Here is a 23,820-nt window from a genome sequence, read left to right as displayed (position 1 = left end):
GGCCGAGCTGACATCGTCCGCCATGGCACAGTCAATAGTCTCAAAACGGAAGAAAATCTGGAAAAACGATCTACTCAGGTTCCGGGTCGGCGTTAGAAAACGATCCAAATTCCATGCAGAGTGTGCCGAAGTCACGCAGCTGCTGGAGAAGTGCTTGAAACCGTTGGGGGAAATCATCAGAATCGACATCGGTTTTCAGTTCGCCGATTGCCTCCAGATCATCGGTGAGATGATCCGGCATGGCGAAACGGCTGTATTCAGCGGTTTCTTCGTCGGTTCCCTTGATCGTCATCACAAGAAGGAGCGTCTTGAGCAGGCCTCTCGCTGTCCTGTCCACTCCCATAGCCATTTCGAAAAGTCTTTCCATATCGTTTCCGTCGTGCACGTCCCCCCGGGGGTGATTGATAAAATAGAACGGCCTTTTCTCCTCCGGATCAAGACGGCTCAGGGTTTTCAGGATCGCCTCGCCTCTCTTGATTGCATCAAAGCCCGACGGAGACTGGTAGCGGTGGTTCCAGAGTTTTAGGATCGCATCGAAAGCTCTGACGCCAACCTCTTCTTTCTCCGTCCCGGAGGCGTTGTCGTATCGTCCGATCAATTCCGCGATGTAGTGCGCCATCCATCCGCCCAGAAAGTCAGAGCGAGAAGTCGTGCCCAAATCCTCGGCGATCTTCCGCCCCAGTTCAATCGTTGCCCTGCGCTTCTCGGATTTTTCCATCTGATGAAAGTATGAAAATTTTGAAGTGTAAGCCTTGTCCGTGTTCGTCTTTTTCCTCGTTGTAATATCCTGAACTTTCGCGTTCGTAGTGGCGATGGATCTCCACGCAGAAGACAAGATCCATGTTCGTCTTTTCGCAGAGCTCGGTGAGCAACGACTGCTCAGCTCCTATCCTCTGCCCTGACGGATAAATTTTTCCGGTCTCGTCGCCTTCCTGATTCCAGATTTCGCTCTTCATCACAACCGTTCCGGAATCGAGCTTCCTCCATTCCCTTGCTTGAGAATCGGATTCGATGTTCAGGCTCTCCGCAATCCTGCCACCGATCTCCAGTGGCGGAAATGGAAGATCGCCAGCGTATGGGTCTAAGGAGGAGAGCCCAACACTTTCTTCGGGACTTCTTTGAACAATGCCCCGAAGCACGAATGGAAGTTCGTCGAAGGTCGATTCGTCGTCGGAAAACCCGGGGAGATGGATATCGTAAGGAGAATCCTGACACGAAAGAAAACGTCCCAAGGCGGCCGAAGTTTCCGGATGGGCGAGAGCGGATTTCACACGAAGTGTTTCGACCGCCCCGGAGTTGCAATCAGTCCAGTTTCCGTGAAGGACGACCCAGTCTCTCGTTCCCATCGATTTATGGAGAATCTCGTAAAACTCCTCTTCCGCCACATTGGTCTTCCAGTCCTTGCTCGACGCTTCGGATGTCCATTTCCGCCGCGTCCGGGGAGCTGGATCCCTCCGGTCGCAAAGCCATGTGCCATCATTCAGCGTCAACTTGTGCCTCCGGAGCCATGAGTTCAAAGGATCTCTTTCGTAGTCCGAGTATAACTCATCCCGAATCACCGGAGTGGTTTCCAATAGGCGCGCTGCCGAGTGCAGAAAGGAATGATAGGTGCAGTAGAAGTCGAGGGTGTCCGCAGAAGGGTAGCTGCCATGGCTGTGCTGGAAATTTTCGCTGCGGGACCGGTGGTTGCTGCGTGATCCAGAACGCTTATCCCTTCGCCAGCCGGAATGCGATTCTTCGGGTTTTTCGAGCGAGGTTTCAATGAAGCGCTTTGCTAAATACTCGATGTGCTGCTGGCCGATTCCAAAAAGCGTCCGCAACTGGGGAAACCAATACCAGCCAAAGTCATTGCTGAAATGGTGACGGAATTCACCTCCGGGTGTTTTGGGTGATTCCCACGGAGCATCCTTCAAATCCGATCGGCTTGTTGTCTTCTCCAGCGGATAAGGACTATGCCCAATCAGGGAAAGTTCCTTGAACTCATCCAAAGTCAGCAGGGATGAATCGCGTTGAGCGATCTTCAGGCAAATTTCGGATGCGGTTCTTTGAATCAGGAGATGCGTGGGACCGGATCTGGCTAGATTTTGAAGCGTGCCCAAATGCTTTTCCAAAAGTTCGCAGTCATCCATGGCAGCGCGGTTCAAGGCGGTCAGCAGGTAGAGACGCGCATGTAGGAGATAGAAATCATATTGCGCACAGCCGTAGATTCCCACTTCTCCCGTATTCATTCTTCCAAACAGATGGTCGATCTCAAACTGGTTCTTCGTCTGGAAAAGTCGCCGCACCGCGTGCATCGCCTGCCACCGCTGGGTCGCGTATGGCGAACCCAGGCATGACCAAAGCAGACCCGAGACTGGGTATAGCTTGTCCTCCGGAATCTTCAGCCGACCCTCGCCAAAGTCATCAGCGATGTGCAGTTCCATTCGACCCAGCGAGAAATCGAGGAGTTCCCGCGCTTCTTCGCCCGTCAGTCTAGCGACGCATTGGGTGACAAACCCAAGAAACACCGTTCCCTTGTGAAGCTTGGTGGTTTCCGCAAAGGCCGTGAACACTCCCCTCTGAAGGCATTCGAATTCGGTGGCAAGGATGTTTCCGCTATCGAGATGATATTCCATGCTCCCAAGAGAAAAGACGCTCTCGGGAAACCTGGCTCCCATCTCTTCGAGAAAGCCCGGCCAACAGTCTTGAATCGAGGCACTCTTCTTCCAGTGCCGAATCTCGGAAAGGAGGTTGGTCAGATCGTAGAAATCGAATTCATTGATCGCCATGAGATTATCGAGAAAGAGTTTCCTCTGACTCCGGGGAACCGCCTTCACGACAATCGACCAAAATCGTTCCGAATATCGCGCGCCAGGTATTTGCCGCCATCCTTTAATGGCTCTTCTCAACCCTTCCCTAGATGGGATGTCGCACCTTTCAAGGAGCAACGCGACATGGTCGTCGAACTCCTGTTCTCTGGTGTCTCGGTTATGAGAGTTTTCGGGAAGAAGATCGGATGCTCTCTTTCCTAGACGCGTGGGAACTTCCGACAACTCGGGAAGATCACCGACGACTCGCGACAAGGTTTCGAAATCGGAGCGGGGCGCGCCTGCCAGACGCAGATCCCGCGATGCAACGGCTTTCATAGCTTCCCGAACGGATGATTCCGTTTCCGCCGCTATGCACTCTGTGTGAAGCTCAGCCGAAGCATTGCACTCAAGGAATGCTGTAAGCGGCCAGACCGTCGCGGGTGGCAGGATTTCTCTTTGGATGGCTCTTCTCGCCATGCTCAGGAGTGTCGGTCTGTAGGAAATCAACCTCCTGTCCCTCCACCGGCTCCATGCAGCCAGGGCGACTGTCAGGTTCATCTCCACGCCGATCGCGAAAGTCTCGCAGCGATCCCAATACTTTTCCCTGGCGATTCCCTCAGCAACAACTTCCGCGCTGAGGAAAAATCGCTGGCAAAGCTCCTGAGGAACTACTTCGTCAGACGCGGTTCTGGTTGCGACTGCAAGGATTGCACTCCAGCGCTCGTTCAGTTCGTATCCGAATTTCGACGTAGCCTCGATCGCCCTGCCAAAATGGGCTTCGGCATCCGGCTTGCTGACGGGGAAAATCGCTTTTGCAAAACATACTTGGTCATCGGAACTTTCCCCATCCGGCTCCCCGTCAACCACACGCACGAATCGGTGAAAGAACTCTTCGATCTCGTCACCAACGGGCGATAGATGCTCATGACGGTAGATGATCCGTGCCAAATGTATCGTATCGACCATCCGTAATCTTTCCCCAGGCTTCTTCAGAAGCCTGCTCCGAAACTGCGAGAATTCGCTCTCGGTGACATCTTTACTGAACCCAAGAACCTCAACCCACACGCAGGCTGCCTCGTATCCGATCAGATGGGCGTCATGATTCTTGTAGGCCAATTCCCTTCCAGTGGGAGTTTCGTGGATCTCTTCCGATCGCGGCAGCCCCACCAAAGTCTGTGCCCGACGCAGGAACCACGGAAACAAATATTCCCCGAAGAGCTTGGGCAACTCGTCGCGCCTGGAATTCGCGCGATCCTCGGGTTCTCTACAAATGGATTTCCAAATCTCAGTTGCTTTGAAGTCAGCCTGCCCGCTGAGAGCCATCATGAGCGAATGGGCGCGGAAAAATGCAGTTCGTGGTTCCGGCCGAAAGTACGAGACGTTTCGTATTTCAGCCTGCTCGCATATTTTTCGGAGAGCCTCCAAGATTCGGTCGCGATCAAGGTTATTTGCGGCTGCCGCTTCGCAAAACGCCACGAGGGGTAGATGGTGGCGCTGTTCATGCAGATCACGTGATGTTGGCATTTCAATCAGATCCGCGGAATCGGATATGAACTGGAGCGTGAAGCCGAGGTCCTCCCCATCAGGCACCATGCAGGCCCCGATAAGCTGCTCACAGCAACCGACGACAATGTGAGGCTCTTCACAGGCCTCCTGCATCAGTGCCCGGACATCATCGATGCGTCCCGCATCGACAAGTGACTTTGCCAGCTTTGCGGTGATTTCGTAAATGCATTGCTTGGGTTGCCATGCGACGAGGAAATCCACCGTGCTCTCGATGCCTTCGAGGTTGAGAATAGCTCCGGCCATGGCTGCAAGTTCGTCCAGACCCAGTGAAGGGCCGTGTTCGAAAGGGTCGTCGGCCCCTTTCCGTCGTTTCCGCACATCTTCCATAAAAGTATGTAGCCAGTTGCGGGATGAACGGAGAAAGCTAAGGGCCTGGCCACGGAAATCCCCATGGCCGGAGAGGAGCAGCGCTGTGTAGATATTCGAGGACCCTGTCCATCCGACTGAAAGTCTCCGTGAAAGTGCGAGTTCCTGGGTCGCCGCCGGTGATAGGCACGACCCGATGAAATCAGCATGCCGTTGGAGAAGTTCATCGACGCGTTCTGTGCCGGCCATTTCCTCGGCGGCTTTGAACGCGAGCTTGCAGCCATCGAGCAGGCGGTTTCCTCGGAGAGCCGCTTTGAAGGCGAACTGGGTTCTTTGGATAATGATCTCCTTGACCTCCGCGGCTCCTGCATTGCGAGGGAGTCCGCGATCCGACAAAGCGAAGGCAAGAAGTTCGGCGGACCTTTTCGCCCGGTGAAGAAGTGATGGTAGGGCTCTCGCCACATAGGTCGATGTCTCGGAAAGGGGCATCAGATCCTCGACCATCTCGGAGATCTGCCCGGTTTCCGCTGCGAAGGCATCCCTGAACCAGCTTTCCGTCGGCTCATCACGGAAATAGACTAGATTGTCGGAAATCCAGAGCGGTCGGCCAAGGTCCGCGACGAAGCTATCGATGTCGGACGATTCCAATTTTGCGGCAGATGCCAGCACTTCTTTCGGGATGCACGGAGGCAACGTCGCGAGGCATCGGCACACACTCGTGATCTGGGATTGCATGACATCCGGACACTTCTTCTTCAGGTTGGCGACAGCCGTTTCCAACTGCCCGCTAATAATATCCTCAACAGTAAGATTCCCCGGTCCCAGCCAAGCTAGCAACCGGTTCAGATCCCTGGTCTCCTCGGTTAGAGCGAATGCCTGCACGCGCGGATTCCCTTGGGACAGCTTGTGGAATTCCTCGCCTTCGGAGGGAGTGGCGGACGGAAAAACACTTCTCAGATGCACGAGCGATTCTGCAGGCGTGAAAGATGGCAGATCATAGTAGTGGCAAGTGGGTGGTGGTTGCAGAAGCTCGGCACGGCCTTTGCCAGGTCGGCTGAAAGCCACGAGTTTGCAACCTGCCGGGAGATCTTCCCTGAAAAGCAATTTAGCAAAGCCCTTCTCCTCCGTTTCTTCCGCCGCCATTTCGGAATTGTCCGCCGCGTCGATGATAAGGAATAGTCGGGCCTCCGGATCCCTCTCGCGGAGAATTGTGATGGCCTGAATCAACCTGTCCTTGAAGGCCGCAAAAAGCGTGTGATCTCCATCGTGGGGACGTGGGATAAGAGGGCTGCACAGACCATCGCGAGCAAGCTCGTTGGCGATCTGGACCAATGCCACCTTGGTCGGATGACGAGGTTCGCTAGGGTTCCGATAGCTGCCGTTTCCAAAGCAGTCGTAAACAATCGCTCTGTGCGGACGGGACAAGGCGCCGGCCAGTTGCTGTGCGACGACAGTTTTGCCTACTCCACCCGATGCCCGAATGACAAGCGGACTGTCATCACGGAGAATCCACTCCAGCAGTTCGTCTTGGAACTCACGTTTCTGCGGATTCGTAACCGGATCAAATTTTGGATCCGCCGGGTAAAGGACTTTTTCCGATCCAATCTGGAACTGCGAAAGAACCTCCTCCTTCGTGATCGCAGAGGGGTCCTTGCCGGCCGGGACTGGCAATGCCCGCTCAGCGACAAGCGCAATGAGCGAGTCCATCTCGATACTCTCGGCAGCTGATGTGAAATACGGAGCAGACTCTTTCCTGAGGTGATTTTTCTGTTGTCGGAAATCCCCCTCGGTGTCGCAGATGTTGAGCCGATTGGAGAATTCTTCGATTCCTTCGGAGTCGAGCGCCGTCAGCTTTTGGAGCTTCTTGAAGTAAGCAGAACTTCTGCCCTTCCCCTCCGAAATCTTCGAAAGGGCGTTCTTGAGCTGCCCCGAGACGGGTCGGTTTGTGACAAAGTGGAAGCTGACCGGCGCGGTTTGATCTGCGGCAAACCTCTCCAAAAAGCGTTTCAGCGTGATCTCGAGATCGGAAAACCGGAACGGTGTGCCCATCTGAGTGGTGGTGTGCTTGAGCTGGAAATAGCTAATCCGCCCGTCTTCCAAATACTCCGCCACATCAATCGAGCACTCTCCCCCGAGTCTGGACTCTTCCGAACCTTCGATGAAAACCCTCTCAACACCGCTACCTGGATTCAGCAGCTTGAGACAACGGCGTGCCGCCCAACGGTAGTGAAATGCATCACCTGCACGAGAAGGTCTGACGAGGTCTTGATCCATGCCTTTCCGTGAACAGTTTGTTTAGATGAGCAAATTCCAACCAGAAAAACGGCGCTTCTGAGGGTTTGGTGGGCCGCTGGCGCCCCTTGAGGATCTCGATGCCCCATACGGGGCCATCGCTGTTGGGACGCAGCTGGATCATCGAGAACTCCAACCTAGGTCAGTGCAGTTTGCAATTTGCCTTGAAATTTTCGCGTGGACGGTTAGAGGACATCCTATCCAAGGCGTATGCGGAAACCTATAGATATCAGCGAGACGTGCCCCTACCTTTCCTTGCTGTTGCTAAAGTTGACGGCGAAGGGTTCACAGGCGAAGAGTGAAGAAAGGCTGATGGAAGGCGCGATGGAGCTGCTCGATATCCATCTTTCAGGCGCTCACCCCAAGATTGTCCAAGCCCAGAAATCCGGAATCAAAGCGGCGGTTAATTTCACCTTTACACATTACCTGGAGTCTGTTGACCCCGGCTGGCTGCTCACCAACACCGCGAACATCAAGGACGTAGTCAATCAGCTGCTCGTCGTTTGTCGTTATAAGAATTTTTTCGGCGTCTTTTGTTCCGACTCGGCAGCCCGGAACAGTTTGTTCAAGGAGATCCGCGATCGAAAGGTAGGTATCAAGTCGCTCGTCGATTTTGAAGCGGTTCCAAGGGAGGTATTGGACACCGCCTTCATGGGCGGGCGCACACGAACTCTATGGCTCAGTGGCGTGCACCGACAGACGGCGCTGAAGCCAGACTCCAAAATGCTCGTCGGAATGGATTTAGAAAACTCTCTGAGTCCATTGGAGGATCAGAGCTATCATTACACGGCCGCCCGCTCCATGGCGGCGATGGCCGGCGGCCAGCGGCCTATCGGTCTAGCTCATTCCAAGTCCAGCCTATGGCTTTCGGCCACAGCCAACTGGACCGAGTTCTGTAGCCTCTCCAAGGAAATCCTCGATGCGCTCTGGCAGACTTCCACCTCAACCAAAAAGAAGGCGGTGGCCTATCCCATGCGATTTCTGGCGGAGCCTGTGGACGGAGTGGCAGCACTCAACGGGGCCTTTGATGTAAGCTTTGTCCCGCCCGAGCTTCTTGTGATGGGTGCGGCGAACGGCTCGGTGAAGGATCAAAGGCTGGCGGAAAAATGGGCCTACGAGTCCGAGTTCACCAAGGTTAACCAAACCGGTAACAAGATCACGAGCGCTGCATTCCTTCGTGGTCAGGAACTCGGCGACGTTGAACTTGAGATCTCCTCATCCACCTCGAAGGTCACCGTCAAGGTTTCGGGAAAGATGAAGGCGGGTGCCAGTAAGCCAGAGTGGGACGAGCTTCTCCGTGCCTGCCGGAATACCCGGTGGCTCAAAATTCGTTTTGATAGCGGCATGACGCTGAGTGACGGCCGTGTTTTCAAGATGCGATTCCGCGACTACTTGTTCGAAGGATGGCGCTTTGAAGATCTCGGCGAGAAGCTGGCTGCGGGGAATGCCAAACGATTCGATGTGGGGAAAGAGAAGCCAACGACCGCGGCGGCGTCTGGACTTTCCGTCAACGACATTGGGAAGCAAAAGTCGTTGTTCTGCTGGGTGGCCTCCTATTGGCGCACGCATCCGCTTTTCGGCTGCGGGAATGGTTTCCTTTTTTGTGATGACGGAGGTGACGAAATCGCCGACTTCATTCAGCTGGAGACCAAGCCAGCCGACGGCGGAGATCCACGACTGACGTTGATTCATGTGAAGGCCGCGGGTTCGGATACGCTAGGCCGGCAGATCTCGGTTGCAGAATATGAGGTGGTTTGTGGCCAAGCAGTGAAGAACCTTCACGCGCTCGACTCCGAGAGCTTGCAAAAGATGGTGAGGAGAAATGAAACCAATTCGGTAGCCGCGGCGACCTGGGAAAATGGTCTACTGCTCGGAAATAGGAAAAAGCTGATCCAAACAATTGACGGCCTCGGGCACAACTACAGGAGACGAGTCGTGGTTCTACAGCCGCGAGTCACAAAATCTCGATACGACAAGGTTGCAAAGACCTTCAGGAATACAACGACCACGCGTGAAGAGGACCGGTTTCGGCAACTGAACACGCTGCTTCTGGAAGCTGAGCTTGCCTGCAAGGGTCTTGGAGCGGAGTTCTATGTCATTGGATCGGCGTGCTAGATCTGGGAGGCATGCCGAAGGCGCGAGATGGTAGGTGCCGAGTGATCGGTGAGACTGCATGACCCGCAGCCGAAAAAATTCGGGGGAGGTTTCTCTGTAAATTCCGGCAACAGGGAACCCGGGAAATCCGTCATTCCCATGGCGGAAAATCAGCGACTTACGGAGACACTCAGAGCTCAAAGTGCTCGGAATTCCGACTTTTCACCTGTAAGTCCCTGTAAAACTGTGAAATTAGGGAATCCTGAGAGCTTCGTTCGTTCCAGATTTACTCCACCGCCACTTTGATCAAAACGGCCCGCAGCTCGCTGCGGGCCGCTTTGTTTTGGTGCGATTCGCATCGCCTCCTAACCCACAGGATCCCGCATGAGCTTCGACATCACGCCCCAACTCAAGGCAGCCATTGAAAAGACCGGCTGCAAAGGTGCTCTCGCCGCAATCTCGCGAAACGGAATCGTGGAGACCTTCTCCGCCGGCTCGATCACGGCGGCGGATCACGGCAGGGCGTTTTACATCTACAGCATTTCCAAGACGTTCACCGCAGTGGCCCTGTTAAAGCTTTGCGAGGATGGCAGGGACTTTCTCGATGAGACCTTTCGCAGCCTGATGCCGGAGGCACCGATCCCGGATGGAATCACCGTCCGGCAATTGCTGAACCACTCGGGCGGGCTGTCGGACTACTTCTCCTCTCGCGAGTATCAGGAAGCGGTCACCTCGCATCCCACGAAACCATGGAGTCATGAGAAGCTGATGGAGGTCGGACTTCGTGGCACTCCTCTGTTCCCGCCCGGTGAGGGCTGGGCCTACTCGAATCCCGCGTATGGCTTGCTCAAGAAGTTGATCGAGTCTCTGTCCGGCATGGGCTACTACGACTTCCTGTTAGAGAACGTGCTGGCAGGACTGGGTCTCCGCGACACCCGGGCATTTGTCGCCCCTGACGTGAATCTGGAGCTCCTGGAGGGAGAAGCCCCGGGCTTCGAGGGTGACTTCCGGCGGCTCTACCGGCCGGAATGGATCGTCACCGGTTGCCTGATTTCGACAGTCACCGATGTGGCGCGCTTTTACGATGCCCTGTTCGGCGGAAAGATCGTTTCGGAAACGTCGCTCCGCAAAATGATGGAAACGGTGGATGTGCTGAAGACTTCACCCGCCGTATCCATTCCCGCCAACGGACTCGGGCTGATGCATTTCCGGAAAGATCCGCTTGGCGATGCCTACGGCCATGGCGGTGGCGGCCCCGGCTATACGACCTATGCCAGACACTACCCGGATTTGAAAGGAGCGCCCTTCACCCTGAGCCTGGTCCTCAACATGACCCTGCCACAGACACCGTTTGCTCTCGCCGACGAAATCGTCCGCGCCTTTCTCGATCGGGCAGGCTGAAGCGGTGATAGCGTCGGCGAACCCGCGAGCGATGACACGGTGTTCGGCACGCCAAGTGAATTTCCTCAGTTCGGCTCCGGCTTCTTCTGCTCGGCCACCGGGGGCGACCAGCCGTCGTCCGCCGGGTGCTCATTGAGGTCGGCGCGCATCACAGCGTCGAAAATCACCCGCGCTTCACGGGCGACACCCACGTAGCTCTCGTGCTCATGGCGATGGGCGGCGACTTCGCGGACGAAGGCCTCGTCCGCCTTGCGGTAGCGCTTCGCGGCGCGGTGTGCAGTGTGGGCGGACCTGCCGAGCGCGCACAGCACATCCGTGCCCATGCGCAGCGAGGAGTCCAGCGTATCGCGATAGATCCCCTGCTCGCCGAGATCGAGATACTTGTAGGCGGAGCTGCGGCTGTAGGCCCGCAGGAAAATTTTCAGGTGCGGGTAATGCTGCCGCGCCGCCTCCACGATCTTCACCGTGGCCTCGTCACTCTTCAGGGCGATCACCAGCACCTTCGCGTGCGCCGCGCCGGCGGTGGCGAGCAGGTCGGGCCGCGCCGCATCGCCATAGAAGACCGGCATGTCGAGCGCCCGCAGCGTTTCGACCTGGTCCGGATCGTTATCGAGCACCGTGCTTTCGATGCCTTGCGTCTGCAGGAGCCGACCAATCGCGTGGCCGAAACGGCCGAAGCCGCAGATGATGACCGGTGCACCCTGGTCATGCACGTCGCTTTCCCGCTCCACCTCGTCGGAGGCAACGCTGCGAGCAGTGAAGCGGTGCGCCGCCAGGATCAGCAACGGCGTCGCCGCCATGGTCAGCGCGACGACGGCCACCAGCGTGCGCGAGATTTCCACCGGGAAGACCCCGGCATTCGCCGCGAGGGCGATCAGCACGAAAGCAAACTCCCCACCCGCCGCGAGTGCGGAGGAGAAGACCAGCGCGCTGGCACAGTTCGATCCCTTCAAGCGGGCCAAGCCGAAGATGACGCCGCCCTTCACCAGCAGCAGCGCCACGGCCCCGCCGAATACGGTCCCCCAATGCGAGCCGATGTGGCCGAAGTTGATGCCAGTCCCGACGCCGAGGAAGAACAGGCCTAACAGCAGCCCCTTGAACGGCTCCAGATCGCTTTCCAGCTCGTGCCGATACTCGCTGTTCGCCAGCACCACGCCAGCGACGAAGGCCCCGAGCGCGGCGGAGAGACCGACCTTCGTCATCAGCAGCGCGATGCCGATGACCAGCAAGAGGGCCGCGGCGGTGAAGGCCTCACGTTGTCCGCTCGCGGCGATGGCGCGGAAGATCGGCCGCACCGCGAGGCGTGCCACGGCCACGACGATCGCCACCGCGGCAATCGTCGCGATGGCTTGTCCCCATGCCGGCCAATGGGCCATCCACGCGGCACTGCCACCATGACCATGATCATCGTGCGCCTTCACCACCTGACCCGCGGCCAGTAGCGGCAGCACCGCCATGATGGGGATCACCGCGAGATCCTGGAACAGCAGGACCGCGAATGAATTCTGGCCCGCCTCGGTGCGCAGCAGGTTTTTCTCCGAGAGGCATTGCAGCACGATCGCCGTGCTCGACATCGCAAGGATGAGGCCGATCCCCAGCGCGGTCTTCCAACTGAGCCCGAACATCAGCACCACGGCCGCAATCGCCAGCGCGGAAAAGACCACCTGCGATGAGCCGAGCCCGAAGATCTCGCGCCGCATCTTCCACAGGTGCGACGGCTGCAATTCAAGGCCGACGAGGAACAGCATCATCACCACCCCGAACTCGGCGAAGTGCGTGATCTGCTCGCTCTCCCGGCCAATCCAGCCGAAGCCCCACGGGCCGATCAAGGCACCGGCGATCAGGTAGCCGAGCACCGCGCCGAGCCCGAGGCGCTTGCCCACGAGGATGGCGACCAGCGCCGCGGCGAGGTAGAGGAAGGCTTGGGCAAAGGCGCTTTCAAAGGCCATCGGTCAGTCAGTCAGGGAGTGGGGAGCCAGAGCGGAGCCGCGCCATCGCGAAGGGTGGTCAGCCACGCCTGGTAGCGCTTCGACTCGGCGGCGAGCGCGGCGGCATCCAGGTGATGCGCGCCGTGGACCGTGAATGCCTCTGCATATCCCATGCCGCACAGCCGGGCGGTTTGCTCGAAGGGCGCGAGCAGTTCGCGGACGGAGAAGTGATTCGGACCTTCACGGCGATAAGCCATCTCCGGGCCGCCCGCGCTGATCGCCTGGGCGAGGATCTTCCCGCGCAGCGCCGTCCCGCCCTCGCCATAGGCCCAGCGGTAGGCGAGCACCAGATCCAGCCACTCCTTCACCAGCGCCGGGCTGCTGTACCAGAAGAAGGGATGCTGGAGAACCACCGTGTCATGGTTTTCTAACAGGCGCTGCTCGTCGTGCGGCTCGATCAGGAAGTCGGGATAAACCTCATACAAGTCATGCACCGTCACCCCCTCCGTCGCGCGGGCGGCAGCGACCAGGGCGCGGTTCACCCGCGACCGTTCGAAGGCCGGGTGGGCAAAGATCACAAGCACGCGGGCCATCGTTCGCCGGTTGTCTGGCAAAGCCCGGGCCGCTTGGCGAGAAAGGAAGCTCTTCCATCGTAGCGGAACGACTTCGTCGTTCCGCCACCGCATGCTTTTCGTAGTAGCGGGACGACTTCGTCGTTCCGGCTGTGTGCGGCCCGCCAATCAAATCAAAGTCACGATCACCAAAGAAGCCTCGCCCCGCCGGAAGTGCGCAGCCCATCCCCTACGAAGCCGGGGACGGCATACACTCACGCCCCTTCGCATCCATTCGCGGCCTCCAAAGTTCAAGCACGGCGTCTGACGTTACTGGAACCCTGCCCGCGTTGACTCTCCCAGCGGTTTTCGTTAGGAGGGCCCCATGAAATCCATCGTTTGGCTCCTCCTCGCCGGCGCTGCGCTCGCTGCCGAGCCGCTGAAACTCCCGCTCAATGTCGGCACGCTGAAGACCCGCGACGGCAAGGTTTTCGAGAATGCCACGATCACCGGGCACGATGCCGTGGGCGTGAAAATCGTCCACTCCGCCGGGGTCGCCCGGGTGGAGTTCTCGCGGCTGCCGAAGGAACTGGCCGACCGCTTCCCCCGCGACCACGGCGCAGCGAAGGAGCAATTGGACCGTGAAGCCAAGCGCGAAGCTGCCCACGACCGCGCGGTCGACAAGGCTCCTGAGAAAGCAACTCCCGGCAAGGATGCCGAAGACGACACCGCCGACACGACTCCCGACACCACCGTCGAAAAGAAGCCCGAATTGAAGGGCGATCCCGAGGTGAAGATCGCATCGCTGGAGGCCTACATCCGCCGCTTGGAAATGGGCATCGACAAGGCTAAAGAGACCGTCCGCGACGCCAACGAAAAGGCTGACAAATACACCAACTCCGCCACCACCACCGTGACCCGCCGCGATAAAAACGGCGGCACCACGACCCGCTCGGTCACCAACGAGAGCCGGTTGACCCGCGCCGAATCCCAGCGGAAGCGGGCAGCGCGTGAACAGGCGAAGGTCGGCGAGGCCCAGAAGCTCATCGAGGAAGCCAAGTCGCAGGTCGCGGAGCTGAAGAGCCAGATCAAATAGCGACTTCTTCAGGCAGTCACGGCGGAGGCGAATGGACTCCCGTGGCCTCGTCGCGGAATCCAAAGTCCACCGTTCACTTGTGCTGCGGAGCCGTCTCGATGGCATGGAGGAGTTTGTCCCGCAGCATCTCCACGAGGCGTGCGTCCATGACGGACAGGCCACTGCCGCCGGGATCGGGATGGGCGAGAGCATCGCGCTGCACCCATTTCGACTCCTCCCGCTTCAGCAACGGCGCGGAGGCGAGCAGCAGGAGAGCGGCTCCGATGAAACATGGCATGAGCATCCGGCAGACGAGGACGCCGGGAAGCGCGGCCCGCGTGGGGCAGAGGACCATGGCGAACGAGCGCCATAGCAGCCAGAGCAAGGGCAGGCCGGCGACGGCGCTGCCGAAGTTCACGAAATCATCCTGCTGCCACCTGGGATGATACGTGGGAAGATATCGCACCGCGCTGATCGCTGGCACGAACAAGGCTGCGATGATGGCCATCGCCCAGCCGGGCCACAAGACCGGCCGGAAGCCGAGCACGCCACCGCGCTTCGCCAGCCGCCATCGTGCGGACTGGATCAGCATGCAGCAGGCGAAGAGGAAGCTGCCAGCCACCCGCAGCGCAACCGGTTTCATGTAGCCGCAGGTGATGGAGAAATCCCGGGCACCCAGCGGGGAAATCCCCGCGATGGCAACATGCCACAGTGCCGGCACGGCGATGCCCAATCCAAAGATCCACGCGAAGTCGGAGGGGCGTAGCAATGCCCCCACCCGATCAGCCAATCCTCGCACCGGTCTCGCGCGACGCCACCCCTCAAGGCAGGCCAGACACGCCAGCACACCGAACAAGATCGCCACGGTGACCGCGAGCATCCGGTCCGCCGCCGCGTGCTCCGCCCGGCGGCCTGGCTCGAGATCGCGATCCTGAATGGAACCAGGGATCGCGTGGATCCAGTCGCCGTAATCGGCGACCGCCATTCGCGGGCGAATGTCCATCCCCGAGCCACTCGTCACACCCGTGAGCGGCCTGCTGGATTCCCTTATCCAGTGGTCGAGACGCGCCGCTTCGTCGTGCAACTCCTGACGGCGGAGGATTTCCAGAAAGTTCCGCGAGTGGCGCGAGCCGAAGAAGCCACCCGGATCGTAGAGCCGCTTGTTCCCGGAATCCGCCAGGCAGCGAGGGAGCAAGCGCTCGATGGTTCCGAACCACCGCCTTAGACCCTCCCGGTCCTGGTCCCTTTCCAATTCGGCGGCACGGGCTTCCCATAGTTCGGCCCAGCGATGGAACGTTGAGCCTGATCTCCATTGGACTCCCGCAAACATCCACCGGTCCGCAAGCTCTGCCAGATCGGTGGCGGGCCCGAGCATTGCCAGGCGTTTTATCGTCCGGGGTGGAATCCATGATTCGAAGCGTGGTGCCACGGACGCCCTTTCCATGTGATCCACCGCCTCCCTGTAGGGCTGGTCCGTTTTCAGGACGGGCAGTGCCGGGCCGATCGCCCCGCGCGGCCTCGAGCTGGAATGTTTGAACTTGGAACGAACCAGTGAACCAGTCGCCTCCCTCGCATCCCACATGCCGTTTCCTGGGTCGATCCGTCGCGCATGCAAGAAAACCTGCCCCCCCTCCAAGACGCTAAGGCCGGCACTAAACGCGTATTCCTCCAACCACGCCGGGTCATCCGGCAGGCTGACTTTACAGCTCTCGTGCCACGCCCTCTGAATCTCGGTCCCCATCGACGAATGGCCCGAGAAAAGGAAAATCCGCTGGTCTTCCGGGACCTTTCGTTCCAGCTCCCTCTCTGCCGCAGCTACGTGGTCGATCCTGCCGGGGATCACATTGTAGAGGCGATCCATCCGGACCAAGTCCCTCCACGTCGCCAGGGAAACCAGTCCGATCACGATGGCGAATGCGAGGAGGAGGCAGAACGCCGGCACTCCCGTTTTCCGCGAGAGGGCGGATGTCGCTTCAAGTTGCGCGATCGCCACTTCGAGCGACTCGTCTTGTGGACCGGACCGCGCGTGGTTCAGCCGCTCCATCAGCTCGCCCCGCGCCAAGTCTTCCGCCGGGGACTTTCCCGCGAGCGGACGGATGGCGAGCTCAATGAAACGTTCGCGGAGATCGGACACTCGTCCCGATCTAGCAGCTTGCCGCTCCCGCGTGAATCGGTTTCGCGCGGGAGCGGTCAGATCATTCAGTTCTCCACGCCTTCCACCCGGAAGAATTCGTTTCCGGCTCCGATGGTGATGGTCGCCTTGCGGGGTTGGTAGTCGCCGGCCACAGGCCCGTCATTGGAAAGGGTCGCCCCAGCGGCAGGAACCCAGTCATTGCCCAAGGTGCTGCTCGACTTGAAGGCGTAGGTCGATCCCGAGATGCGCTCTTTCCAGCGGACGATGAAATCCCCGCCGGATCTATCGGACGCCACCAATGCCCCTTCCGCAGAGACCGGGGAGGTGCCGAAGAGAAACTCCTGCAGGTTCGTGAACCCATCGTGATCAGGGTCGCCGGTACGGGTGGTGTCCGCACCTTCCGGGAAGGTGAAGGCAGCGAGCCACGCGTCATAGCCACCGGGCGTCAGGGTCAGCGTGCCGGTGGTTTCCACGAAGGTATACAGCGTGCCGGCGACCGCGCCGGGCTTGGTCCACTTGTTATCACCCGCATCGGTCCACGGGGAGCCGTCCGGATTGACCACGCTGAAGGTGGCACCGTAGGCACCGGTGAGCGATGGCACATTTTCCAGCACCCACGTGCCGGTGCTCAGGGCAGCGGCAGCGGTAGTGTCGATCGCAAATGACCCGTCCAACACAACAGTTCCCGCACCGCTGAGGACATTGGTGGGGCCGCTGGTCGCCCCCAGCTTGAAGGCAAGCCGGGAAGTATTGGCCAGTTCAAGCGTGCCCGCGGTGACCACGGTATTGCCCGTGTAGGTATTGATGCCTCCCAGGCGCAGCGTGCCCGCGCCGACTTTCTCCAGACCGTTCGCGCTGTTCTCCGTGATCGCTCCATCGATTCCAGCGGCCAGCCCCGTTGCGACACCGATGCGCTGGCTCTGGAAATTGATCTTCACGCTGTTAGGAATCGTGAAGCTACCCGAGAGCTGGAGAGCCCCGTTCGCATTGTTGTTGCTATCGAGAAGGATCTGCGTGCTGCCCGCGGCATTGGCGCTCCCGAGGATAAGCGAACCGCGCTGCACGTTCATGATGCCTTGCAGGCCCGTATTGTCGCCGTCCACGACGAAGCTGCCGCTGGAAGACCCGGCAATCCCGCCCTGGAGGAACAAGGTGGTATCAGCGCCTCCCCCGCTGATGGTGCCATGCAGGACCGTCGAGCTATTGTCGGGAGTCAGCAAGGTGACCGTGCCGGTGCCGCTGCCAGGCAAGACGATCTCATTGTTCACCACCGTGGAGGTTCCGGTGAAGGTCAAGCGGGTGCCGAGATTATCGAACGTGATGTCGCCCGTCCCGAGATTGCTGTCGTTCACCACCGACACCGTTCCCGCACTGATCGTGAGCCCGCCGTCGAAGTTGTTAGACCCGGTAAGCGTGAGCGTGCTGCCCGCGGAGTCCTTGATGACCGCCCCGATTCCACTGATCGAGCCGGACAAGGTCTGGTTGGTACTTGAGCTATACTGGAGTGCCGTTCCGTCATTCAGGATCGGGGCCGCGTAATTGCCCGAGCCGAGCGAGCCCGCTCCGCCGATCTGGAGGGTGCCACCCGTCAGTTTCAGCGGCCCGGTGAAGGTATTGACGTTGGCCAAGGTAACCGTGCCGCTGCCCGCCTTGCTGATACCGGTGTTGCCGGCGATCGCGCCCTCGCCGGAGATGTAGTAAGCGACCGGATCGTTGAAATTGAAGGTAACGCTGTTAGGCGCGACAGGACCGGCAAGGGTCACATCAGTCCCGATGGCCGTGCCGTCGAAGAGCACGTTGTCCGTGTTCTGGAAAACGTCGGGGTCGGTGGCTCCGAGCTTCCAGTTCTGGGTGGTGGCGATGTCCCACTCCGTGCCGGCATCCCCTTTCCAAGTCGTCTTGACGATTCCCGCGACATTGAGAGAGAGGGTATTGCCTGTGTCGATCAAGTTGGCAGTCACGCCGCGGGGCGCAGAGAGCGCGAAGGTGCTTGAGCCACTTCGTCCTGTCGCGGTGATCAGGGGGAAAACGTCGGCGGTGAGATCTCCCCCGACGCTGATGGTGGTGACACCGTTGGCTTGAAGGTTCAGCACTTCCAGCAAAGCGGGCCCTCCCGCCGAGAGATTGGGAAATCTCAAGGTGGAGCCAGTCGTCGTCCCAAGTGTCAGATCTCCCACTTGCCCGCCGATTTCGATTCCGGGAGCCGCGAGAGTCGCGCCGTCCAGGACGGTGACAGGACTGTCGGCAATGCTGCCGGTGACCGCCAGCGTGCCTCCTTCCACGGTCGTGGTGCCGGTGAATCCACTGGAGCCCGAGAGAGTCACCGTACCAGTGCCGGTCTTGCTAAGAGCGGCGGTGCCGCCGATGGATCCGGCGAGTGTGAAATTGCCGGAGCCACCGATGCTGGAGGCGGAAGCCACCGTGACCGCACCGCCGAGTCTGGCCGCCGTCGCGCTGCTGTTGATCAGCGCACCACCCGAGGAAATCCCGGATCCATTCAAGGTCACGGGCTCACCACCGACCACCTGTCCATTAAGATCCAACACGGCACCGGAGGTCACGGAGGTGATGGAGGCAATGCCGTTCGCTCCAAGCGCGCTCGCGCTGCCGAGTTTCAGAGTTCCCACGCTGACGGTGGCGACGCCTCCGAAAACATTGTTACCACTGAGAACTAGCGTCCCCGCCCCCGACTTGGTAAACCCCGCCGTTCCGGCGGCCGTCGCGGTCCCGCCATTGTGGTTGGTGACTGCTCCGGAAATCGTGAGCGTCTTCGTCGCCGCCACGTTCACCGTGGAGCTGGTGCTGTTGATCCGGTAGCCCGAGCTGATGGTGGCATCCACATTCGCCACGATGAAGTCCCCGGAGGTCTGCCAGCTCTGGATGGCACCCGTGCCGTTGACCGTGCTGGTCTGGTTGATCGTGAGCCGGTTGATGTAGGTCGACGCATTCGGAGTGAACGTGCCTCCCGCCATCGTGATGTTGGCATACTGGTTCTGGTTCCAATACCCGATGGAGTTGATGGTGGTGGCCAGTAGCGTGCCGCCCGTATTGACGGTGATCGCCTTGGCATTCGCACCAATGGTGTTTGCACCCGTGGATTGGTTCGTCGTCGAGCCGCCGCGGAAATCGAGCGAGCCGCCGTTGTTGATCACGATGGATGAAGCTCCCGCGAGGTTTCCCGGGGCGTTATTCGCGTTATTCTGGGTTCCGCCGGCATTCACGGTCATACGGCCGGCGTTGATCACCAGTTGTCCGGTGAAGGCGTTGCCCCCGCCCAGCGTAAGGTTTCCAGTCCCCTGCTTGGTGACCGTCGTGGCACCTCCTGCGGTCCCGGAATTGATCGTCGCGTCCGCATTCGCGGTCAGGACCGACGTTGCCCCCAACGTGATCGTGCTACCGGTCAGGACGTAGCCCGTGCTGCTGATGGTGATGTCACGCGCGCTGACCGTGGTGACCGCGACCGATTCGCCCGTACCGCCGAAGATCGCGTCGTTCGCCGTGGTATTGGTCCATGTCACGCCGGCGTCCCAGTTGGCATCGGCTGCATTCCAGGTATTCAGAGGGTTCGAGTTCTGATAGGTCTGGGCAGATTGAGCCGAGGTGACGGCAGCAAGAGAAAGCGCGGATACGAGGTTGCGGGAGTTCACAATGGAGGAATTCGAGGTTGTCCGAAAGCGCGAACGGCCGACCCAGGCGGTGATAATCCGATCCCGATTTCAGCATGAAAATTCTTGGAGTGCGCATGAAGTCGCAACGGGCATTTCCAACAATCCACAGGGCATTTTCGTCGGCCCATGCTTTCCGGCGGCGAAGCAATCCCTCTCGCATTGCAATGCGGGACCTGTCGATACTTCCCTCGCCCATGCCCCTGCTCCGCGAAAAGCGATCCGTGACCTATGCCATCGTCTTCGGCATCTGGGCGGAGGTCTTCCTCTACTGCGTGCTGCACGACCAGTATCTGATCCGGATCTCGCCGGAGCATTTCACCGTCTATCACCCGCCGCTGTGGGGCATTACCGACCTGACCTTGCTCGCCGTGGCCTGGGCGTTCCGCGCCTCGGTCGGTCCCGGACTCGGGCTGGGGCTCATCGCCCTGTTTCTCGCCCGGGCAGGCGACTGGCCCAAGATCGCCCCGCCGCGGCTATTGAAGATCGTCCCGTGGCTGATCCTCGTGACCGAAGCCGCGGGCCTTGCCGTCGGCGCGTGGGTGTGGAAAACGGAGCAGCCGTTGTTTCCCGAAATCGTCTATCCGGAGCTAACGCTTCCGCTGCTGATCAGCCAGAGCATCCAGCTCACCTGCTACGGCGTGGGCGCGCTGGTGTCGCTGGCTTTCCTTGGCTGGATTGTCAGGGAAAGACGGCGCGTGAGCCGGATTCAGGTCAGCAGTTAGGGACCATTCAAGCCGGTCTGAAGACCGGCGCTCCCGCGACTAACAACTCAGTTACTCAGCCTTCACCTTCTCGATCTGCTCGCGGACCAGCTTGGCCTGTTCCTTCTCCCCGGCTTTCTCCATCGCCTTCTGCAGGCGCGAGAGAATCTCGACGTCGTGAGTGTACTTCCCCTGCGCCTCCACCAGGATGTCGATCGCGGGCTTGGTCTCGCCCCGGGCCATGAAATACTCGCCCAACCGTGCTTCCATCGGCAGCAGGGTGATCGGCGGCATCAGCATCGTCGGCGGCGTTTGGCGATCGAGCGCCGCACGATACCAGTTGAAGGCGGAAGCGATGCCATCCTTCGGTCCGGCCATCGCCATCGCGCCGCGCATCTCGCTGGCGATGATTTCCAGCGCGGTGTAGCCGCGGGCCCATGACGATCGCTCACCGGCGGCGCTTGCAGGCGCTCGGGTCTTGAGCATACTCTGGCCATGCAACGTGAGTGCATCGGTGATCTTGCGGGCTTCCTCGGCATTGCCGGCTTCAAGCGCCTTGCGGGCTTCGAGTCCGCAGGCCAGCCCTTGATAGAACCAAACCGCGTGGCTGCGCGTCCCATAAGCCTTCTGCTTCTCGGGATCGGGCAGGGTTCCCAGCGCCTGCGCCGCATCGCCCGGCAGACCCCGCCGCATCAACAGGCGGGCGGCTAACGTGCGCCCTTCCCACATCAGGAGCTGGCCACCTTCGCTGTTCGCACGCTCCGGCACCACCTCGATCGCCGCCACTCCCTTGGCCGTGGCGAGTGCGTTGGCGTAGTCGCCTTTCGAGGCGAGCGCGGCGGCGCGATAGCACTCCGCCTTCACCCACCCGGGGCAATCCGCGTGGTTCACCTTGGTGGTCTGCATCCACCCGCGGTAAAGCTCGGCGGAACGGGCAAACGCCTCGGCGGCTTGGGCGGCATTGCCATTGCGCAGCTCGAAATGGCCGAGCAAGTGGAGGAATGGCGCATAGCCCGGTGCCAGCTGGCATAGCCGCCGCGCCCGCGCCAGATCACCGCGCAAGTCCGGTGCCTCGGCCCGGATCGTCAGATAGGCATAGAGATAGAGCGGATGATCCGGATCGCGGGTCAGCATCTCATCGATCATCTCCTCGGCCTTCTCCTGGTCGGGATTCGGCTTGCCATCGTCATAGCCGGAGCGACCGAAGGCCGCGGTCAGCAGCTTGAGCTGCGGGTCGTTGGGGAATTTCGCCGAGACCTTGCGGAAGGCATCCGATGCCGCCACCGAGCCCTTTTCGAAGAAGACGGCGATGGCGTAGGCATACGAGCGCTCCAGCTCGGTGCCGGCCTCCGCTTTCACCAGCGCCACCATCCGCTCCAGCGAGGCCGTGCGCTCGTCGACCAAGTCCGGCTCCGGATTGATCAGCGCCACCACCACGCCCCAGTGGGCCATCAGGCAATCCGGATCGAGCTTCAGGGCCGCGCAGAAATGCCGGTAGGCCTCGAAGTCCCAGCCGCCGTGGAGATTCGCGAAGCCATCCAGCACGTGCTTCTGCGCCATCGGCTCGGTGGTGGTCACCGCCATCATCAGCATCTTCGGGATCGGCGTCGGTGCCGGCTCGGGCAGGTCCTTCAGCCGTTCGGAGATCACCTTCTTCACGGCCGGCACTTCCTCCGTTTCCGCGGCAGGCGCGGCATCCACGGCAGGCGCCGCCTCGGCCTCTGCTTCTTTCTCCGCCGCAGCGGAGAGCCCGATCGTCGAAATCGCGAGAGCCATCAGAAAACGCATGCCCGGACGATGTTCCGCGACGGGACGGCCTCAAGGAAAATCACGGCCCGCCGGTCCGGGCCGGAACCCGGAACTCCCCGAACAAATGGTCACTTCTCCGGCGACCCAGGCTTGGGTGCGGGCTCCTTCTTTGGCTCCACCGGCGTCAGGCTCTTGAAAATCCGCTGGGCCTTGGCCAGTTCCTTCGCGTCATCGAAGTAGATCGAAATCTGCACGTGCCCGGCCGGCCCCACGGCGAATCCGTAGAATGCGGGCTGCCTCTTGTCATCGGACGCTTCGTTCAGGCGATAAGAAAGCTTCAGGACCTTTCCCTCTTTTTCCTCCGTAACGTCGGTCGCCTTGTCGGAAATGCCCTCCTTCAGATGCTTCAAGCGCTGTTCCGGAGTCTCGCCCTCCTTGGCATTCCAAACAATGGTCCAGATGGTAAATCCGGGTCGCCAGATGACCAGGTTGCCATCCTCGATGCGCCGGTTGTATTTCTGGTCCAAGGTCACCGACCAATCCTCCGTCATCCGGTAATTTCCTTCGATCACCGGATACTTGGGATGCAGGGGCTTGGAGGGTTCCGCGGCAGCGTCCATCTGGATGGCGATTGATAGGGCAATAGCAAAGGCGACCAATTTCATGGGGAGGGAATTACCCATCTACCCCTCCGCGAGCGCAAAATCCATTCCCGAAATGGCGCTCGCCCGCCCCGAGTCCCCCGCCCTAGTCTGCCGCGGCATGAAACTTGGCGTCATCGGCTGCGGGAAAATGGGCTCTGCCCTGGTGGAAGGAGCGATCCGCTCGGGGGCGATTCCGGCGGAAAACGTGAGCGGCTGCGACGCCTATCCGGACGCCGCCAAGGCCTTTGCCGCCGCGACCGGAGCGACCATCGTCGAGTCGATCCCGGAGCTGGCGGCCGAGACCTACCTGCTCTGCACCAAGCCGAATCAGGCCGGGTCCGCGCTGGCCGCCCTGCCGGAGGGCGAGGCGCTGCTGATTTCCGTGGCTGCCGGGCTGGACACCGCCTGGCTGGAGGCCCACGTGCCGGCTGGCGTGCGCGTGATCCGCTGCATGCCGAATACCCCGGCACTGGTCGGGAAAGGCGCGGCCGCCTTTTGCAGCGGAAAAGCCGCCACCGCCGAGGATGCGGAGGTCGCGAGGCTGCTGCTCGGCTCGGTAGGAATCGCCGTGGAACTGCCCGAATCCCTGATGGACGCGGTCACTGGCCTGTCCGGCAGCGGTCCGGCGTTCGTTTACATGATGATCGAGGCCATGGCGGATGGCGGCGTGCGCGCCGGCCTGCCGCGGGCCGAGGCATTGAAGCTGGCCGCCCAGACCGTGCTCGGAGCGGCCACCATGGTGCTGGAAACCGGCCTGCACCCCGGTGTCCTCAAGGATCAGGTCACTTCACCCGGTGGCACCACCATCGCCGGGGTGGCGGAATTGGAGAAACGCGGCATGCGCGCCGCCTTCATCGAGGCGGTGACCACCGCCGCCCGCCGCTCGGCCGAGATGGGCGGCTCCTGAACGCCGCGCGAATTT

13 protein-coding genes are annotated in these 23,820 nt (G+C 60.2%); 5 read left to right on the top strand and 8 right to left on the bottom strand.

Annotated elements, in window-relative coordinates; translation table 11 throughout:
• Window positions 1-70: 70 nt before the first annotated feature.
• Entirely contained in the window at window positions 71-718 is a 648-nt protein-coding gene (locus OKA05_RS16895) for a hypothetical protein (protein ID WP_264488353.1), read from the bottom strand.
• Window positions 684-6,935: a hypothetical protein gene (locus tag OKA05_RS16890; protein ID WP_264488352.1), complete on the bottom strand. Its 6,252-nt coding sequence runs from the start codon at window positions 6,933-6,935 to the stop codon at window positions 684-686. The genes OKA05_RS16895 and OKA05_RS16890 overlap by 35 nt, the downstream gene beginning before the upstream one ends.
• A gap of 273 nt (window positions 6,936-7,208) precedes the next feature.
• Here OKA05_RS16890 and OKA05_RS16885 point away from each other — a divergent pair, with 273 nt between their 5' ends.
• Window positions 7,209-9,068, top strand: coding sequence for a hypothetical protein (locus OKA05_RS16885; RefSeq protein ID WP_264488351.1), 1,860 nt, complete (start codon window positions 7,209-7,211; stop codon window positions 9,066-9,068).
• Between the two features lie 363 nt (window positions 9,069-9,431).
• The gene (locus OKA05_RS16880; RefSeq protein WP_264488350.1) at window positions 9,432-10,448 is read left to right on the top strand and encodes a serine hydrolase domain-containing protein; all 1,017 of its coding nucleotides are present in this window, start codon (window positions 9,432-9,434) and stop codon (window positions 10,446-10,448) included.
• A 65-nt stretch (window positions 10,449-10,513) separates the two neighbouring features.
• Here the strand turns inward: OKA05_RS16880 and OKA05_RS16875 are convergent, their stop codons facing one another.
• On the bottom strand, window positions 10,514-12,397 hold the full coding sequence (locus OKA05_RS16875; RefSeq protein ID WP_264488349.1) for a monovalent cation:proton antiporter-2 (CPA2) family protein: 1,884 nt from the start codon (window positions 12,395-12,397) through the stop codon (window positions 10,514-10,516).
• A gap of 11 nt (window positions 12,398-12,408) precedes the next feature.
• Window positions 12,409-12,969, bottom strand: a complete 561-nt coding sequence (locus tag OKA05_RS16870) for an NAD(P)H-dependent oxidoreductase (protein WP_264488348.1) — start codon at window positions 12,967-12,969, stop codon at window positions 12,409-12,411.
• A 343-nt stretch (window positions 12,970-13,312) separates the two neighbouring features.
• Between OKA05_RS16870 and OKA05_RS16865 the strand changes: the two genes are divergently transcribed.
• On the top strand, window positions 13,313-14,023 hold the full coding sequence (locus tag OKA05_RS16865; RefSeq protein ID WP_264488347.1) for a hypothetical protein: 711 nt from the start codon (window positions 13,313-13,315) through the stop codon (window positions 14,021-14,023).
• 73 nt (window positions 14,024-14,096) lie between these two features.
• On the opposite strand, the gene OKA05_RS16860 is transcribed toward OKA05_RS16865, so the two are convergent.
• Window positions 14,097-16,136: a hypothetical protein gene (locus OKA05_RS16860; RefSeq protein ID WP_264488346.1), complete on the bottom strand. Its 2,040-nt coding sequence runs from the start codon at window positions 16,134-16,136 to the stop codon at window positions 14,097-14,099.
• A gap of 65 nt (window positions 16,137-16,201) precedes the next feature.
• The gene (locus tag OKA05_RS16855; protein WP_264488345.1) at window positions 16,202-19,783 is read right to left on the bottom strand and encodes a beta strand repeat-containing protein; all 3,582 of its coding nucleotides are present in this window, start codon (window positions 19,781-19,783) and stop codon (window positions 16,202-16,204) included.
• 215 nt (window positions 19,784-19,998) lie between these two features.
• On the opposite strand from OKA05_RS16855, the gene OKA05_RS16850 reads away from it, so the two are divergent.
• On the top strand, window positions 19,999-20,526 hold the full coding sequence (locus OKA05_RS16850; protein ID WP_264488344.1) for a hypothetical protein: 528 nt from the start codon (window positions 19,999-20,001) through the stop codon (window positions 20,524-20,526).
• A gap of 51 nt (window positions 20,527-20,577) precedes the next feature.
• Here the strand turns inward: OKA05_RS16850 and OKA05_RS16845 are convergent, their stop codons facing one another.
• Window positions 20,578-22,293: a tetratricopeptide repeat protein gene (locus OKA05_RS16845; RefSeq protein ID WP_264488343.1), complete on the bottom strand. Its 1,716-nt coding sequence runs from the start codon at window positions 22,291-22,293 to the stop codon at window positions 20,578-20,580.
• A gap of 89 nt (window positions 22,294-22,382) precedes the next feature.
• Window positions 22,383-22,919 (bottom strand): hypothetical protein, encoded by a 537-nt coding sequence (locus OKA05_RS16840; protein WP_264488342.1) that lies wholly within the window; start codon window positions 22,917-22,919, stop codon window positions 22,383-22,385.
• Between the two features lie 97 nt (window positions 22,920-23,016).
• Between OKA05_RS16840 and proC the strand changes: the two genes are divergently transcribed.
• Window positions 23,017-23,805 (top strand): pyrroline-5-carboxylate reductase, encoded by a 789-nt coding sequence (gene proC / locus OKA05_RS16835; protein ID WP_264488341.1) that lies wholly within the window; start codon window positions 23,017-23,019, stop codon window positions 23,803-23,805.
• Window positions 23,806-23,820: the final 15 nt, after the last annotated feature.

Source organism: Luteolibacter arcticus, assembly GCF_025950235.1.
GTDB classification, from domain to species: Bacteria; Verrucomicrobiota; Verrucomicrobiia; order Verrucomicrobiales; family Akkermansiaceae; genus Haloferula; species Haloferula arctica.
Note: the sequence above shows the minus strand (reverse complement) of the source record. Positions and strands in the feature narration are given on the sequence as shown.

What these genes read in the sequence shown, in the direction of transcription:
- OKA05_RS16880 (WP_264488350.1), top strand. Translation starts at nt 9,432, where the DNA reads ATGAGCTTCGACATCACGCCCCAACTCAAGGCAGCCATTGAAAAGACC.
- OKA05_RS16875 (WP_264488349.1), bottom strand. Translation starts at nt 12,397, where the DNA reads ATGGCCTTTGAAAGCGCCTTTGCCCAAGCCTTCCTCTACCTCGCCGCG.
- OKA05_RS16850 (WP_264488344.1), top strand. Translation starts at nt 19,999, where the DNA reads ATGCCCCTGCTCCGCGAAAAGCGATCCGTGACCTATGCCATCGTCTTC.
- proC (WP_264488341.1), top strand. Translation starts at nt 23,017, where the DNA reads ATGAAACTTGGCGTCATCGGCTGCGGGAAAATGGGCTCTGCCCTGGTG.
- OKA05_RS16890 (WP_264488352.1), bottom strand. Translation starts at nt 6,935, where the DNA reads ATGGATCAAGACCTCGTCAGACCTTCTCGTGCAGGTGATGCATTTCAC.
- OKA05_RS16865 (WP_264488347.1), top strand. Translation starts at nt 13,313, where the DNA reads ATGAAATCCATCGTTTGGCTCCTCCTCGCCGGCGCTGCGCTCGCTGCC.
- OKA05_RS16870 (WP_264488348.1), bottom strand. Translation starts at nt 12,969, where the DNA reads ATGGCCCGCGTGCTTGTGATCTTTGCCCACCCGGCCTTCGAACGGTCG.
- OKA05_RS16845 (WP_264488343.1), bottom strand. Translation starts at nt 22,293, where the DNA reads ATGCGTTTTCTGATGGCTCTCGCGATTTCGACGATCGGGCTCTCCGCT.
- OKA05_RS16895 (WP_264488353.1), bottom strand. Translation starts at nt 718, where the DNA reads ATGGAAAAATCCGAGAAGCGCAGGGCAACGATTGAACTGGGGCGGAAG.
- OKA05_RS16840 (WP_264488342.1), bottom strand. Translation starts at nt 22,919, where the DNA reads ATGAAATTGGTCGCCTTTGCTATTGCCCTATCAATCGCCATCCAGATG.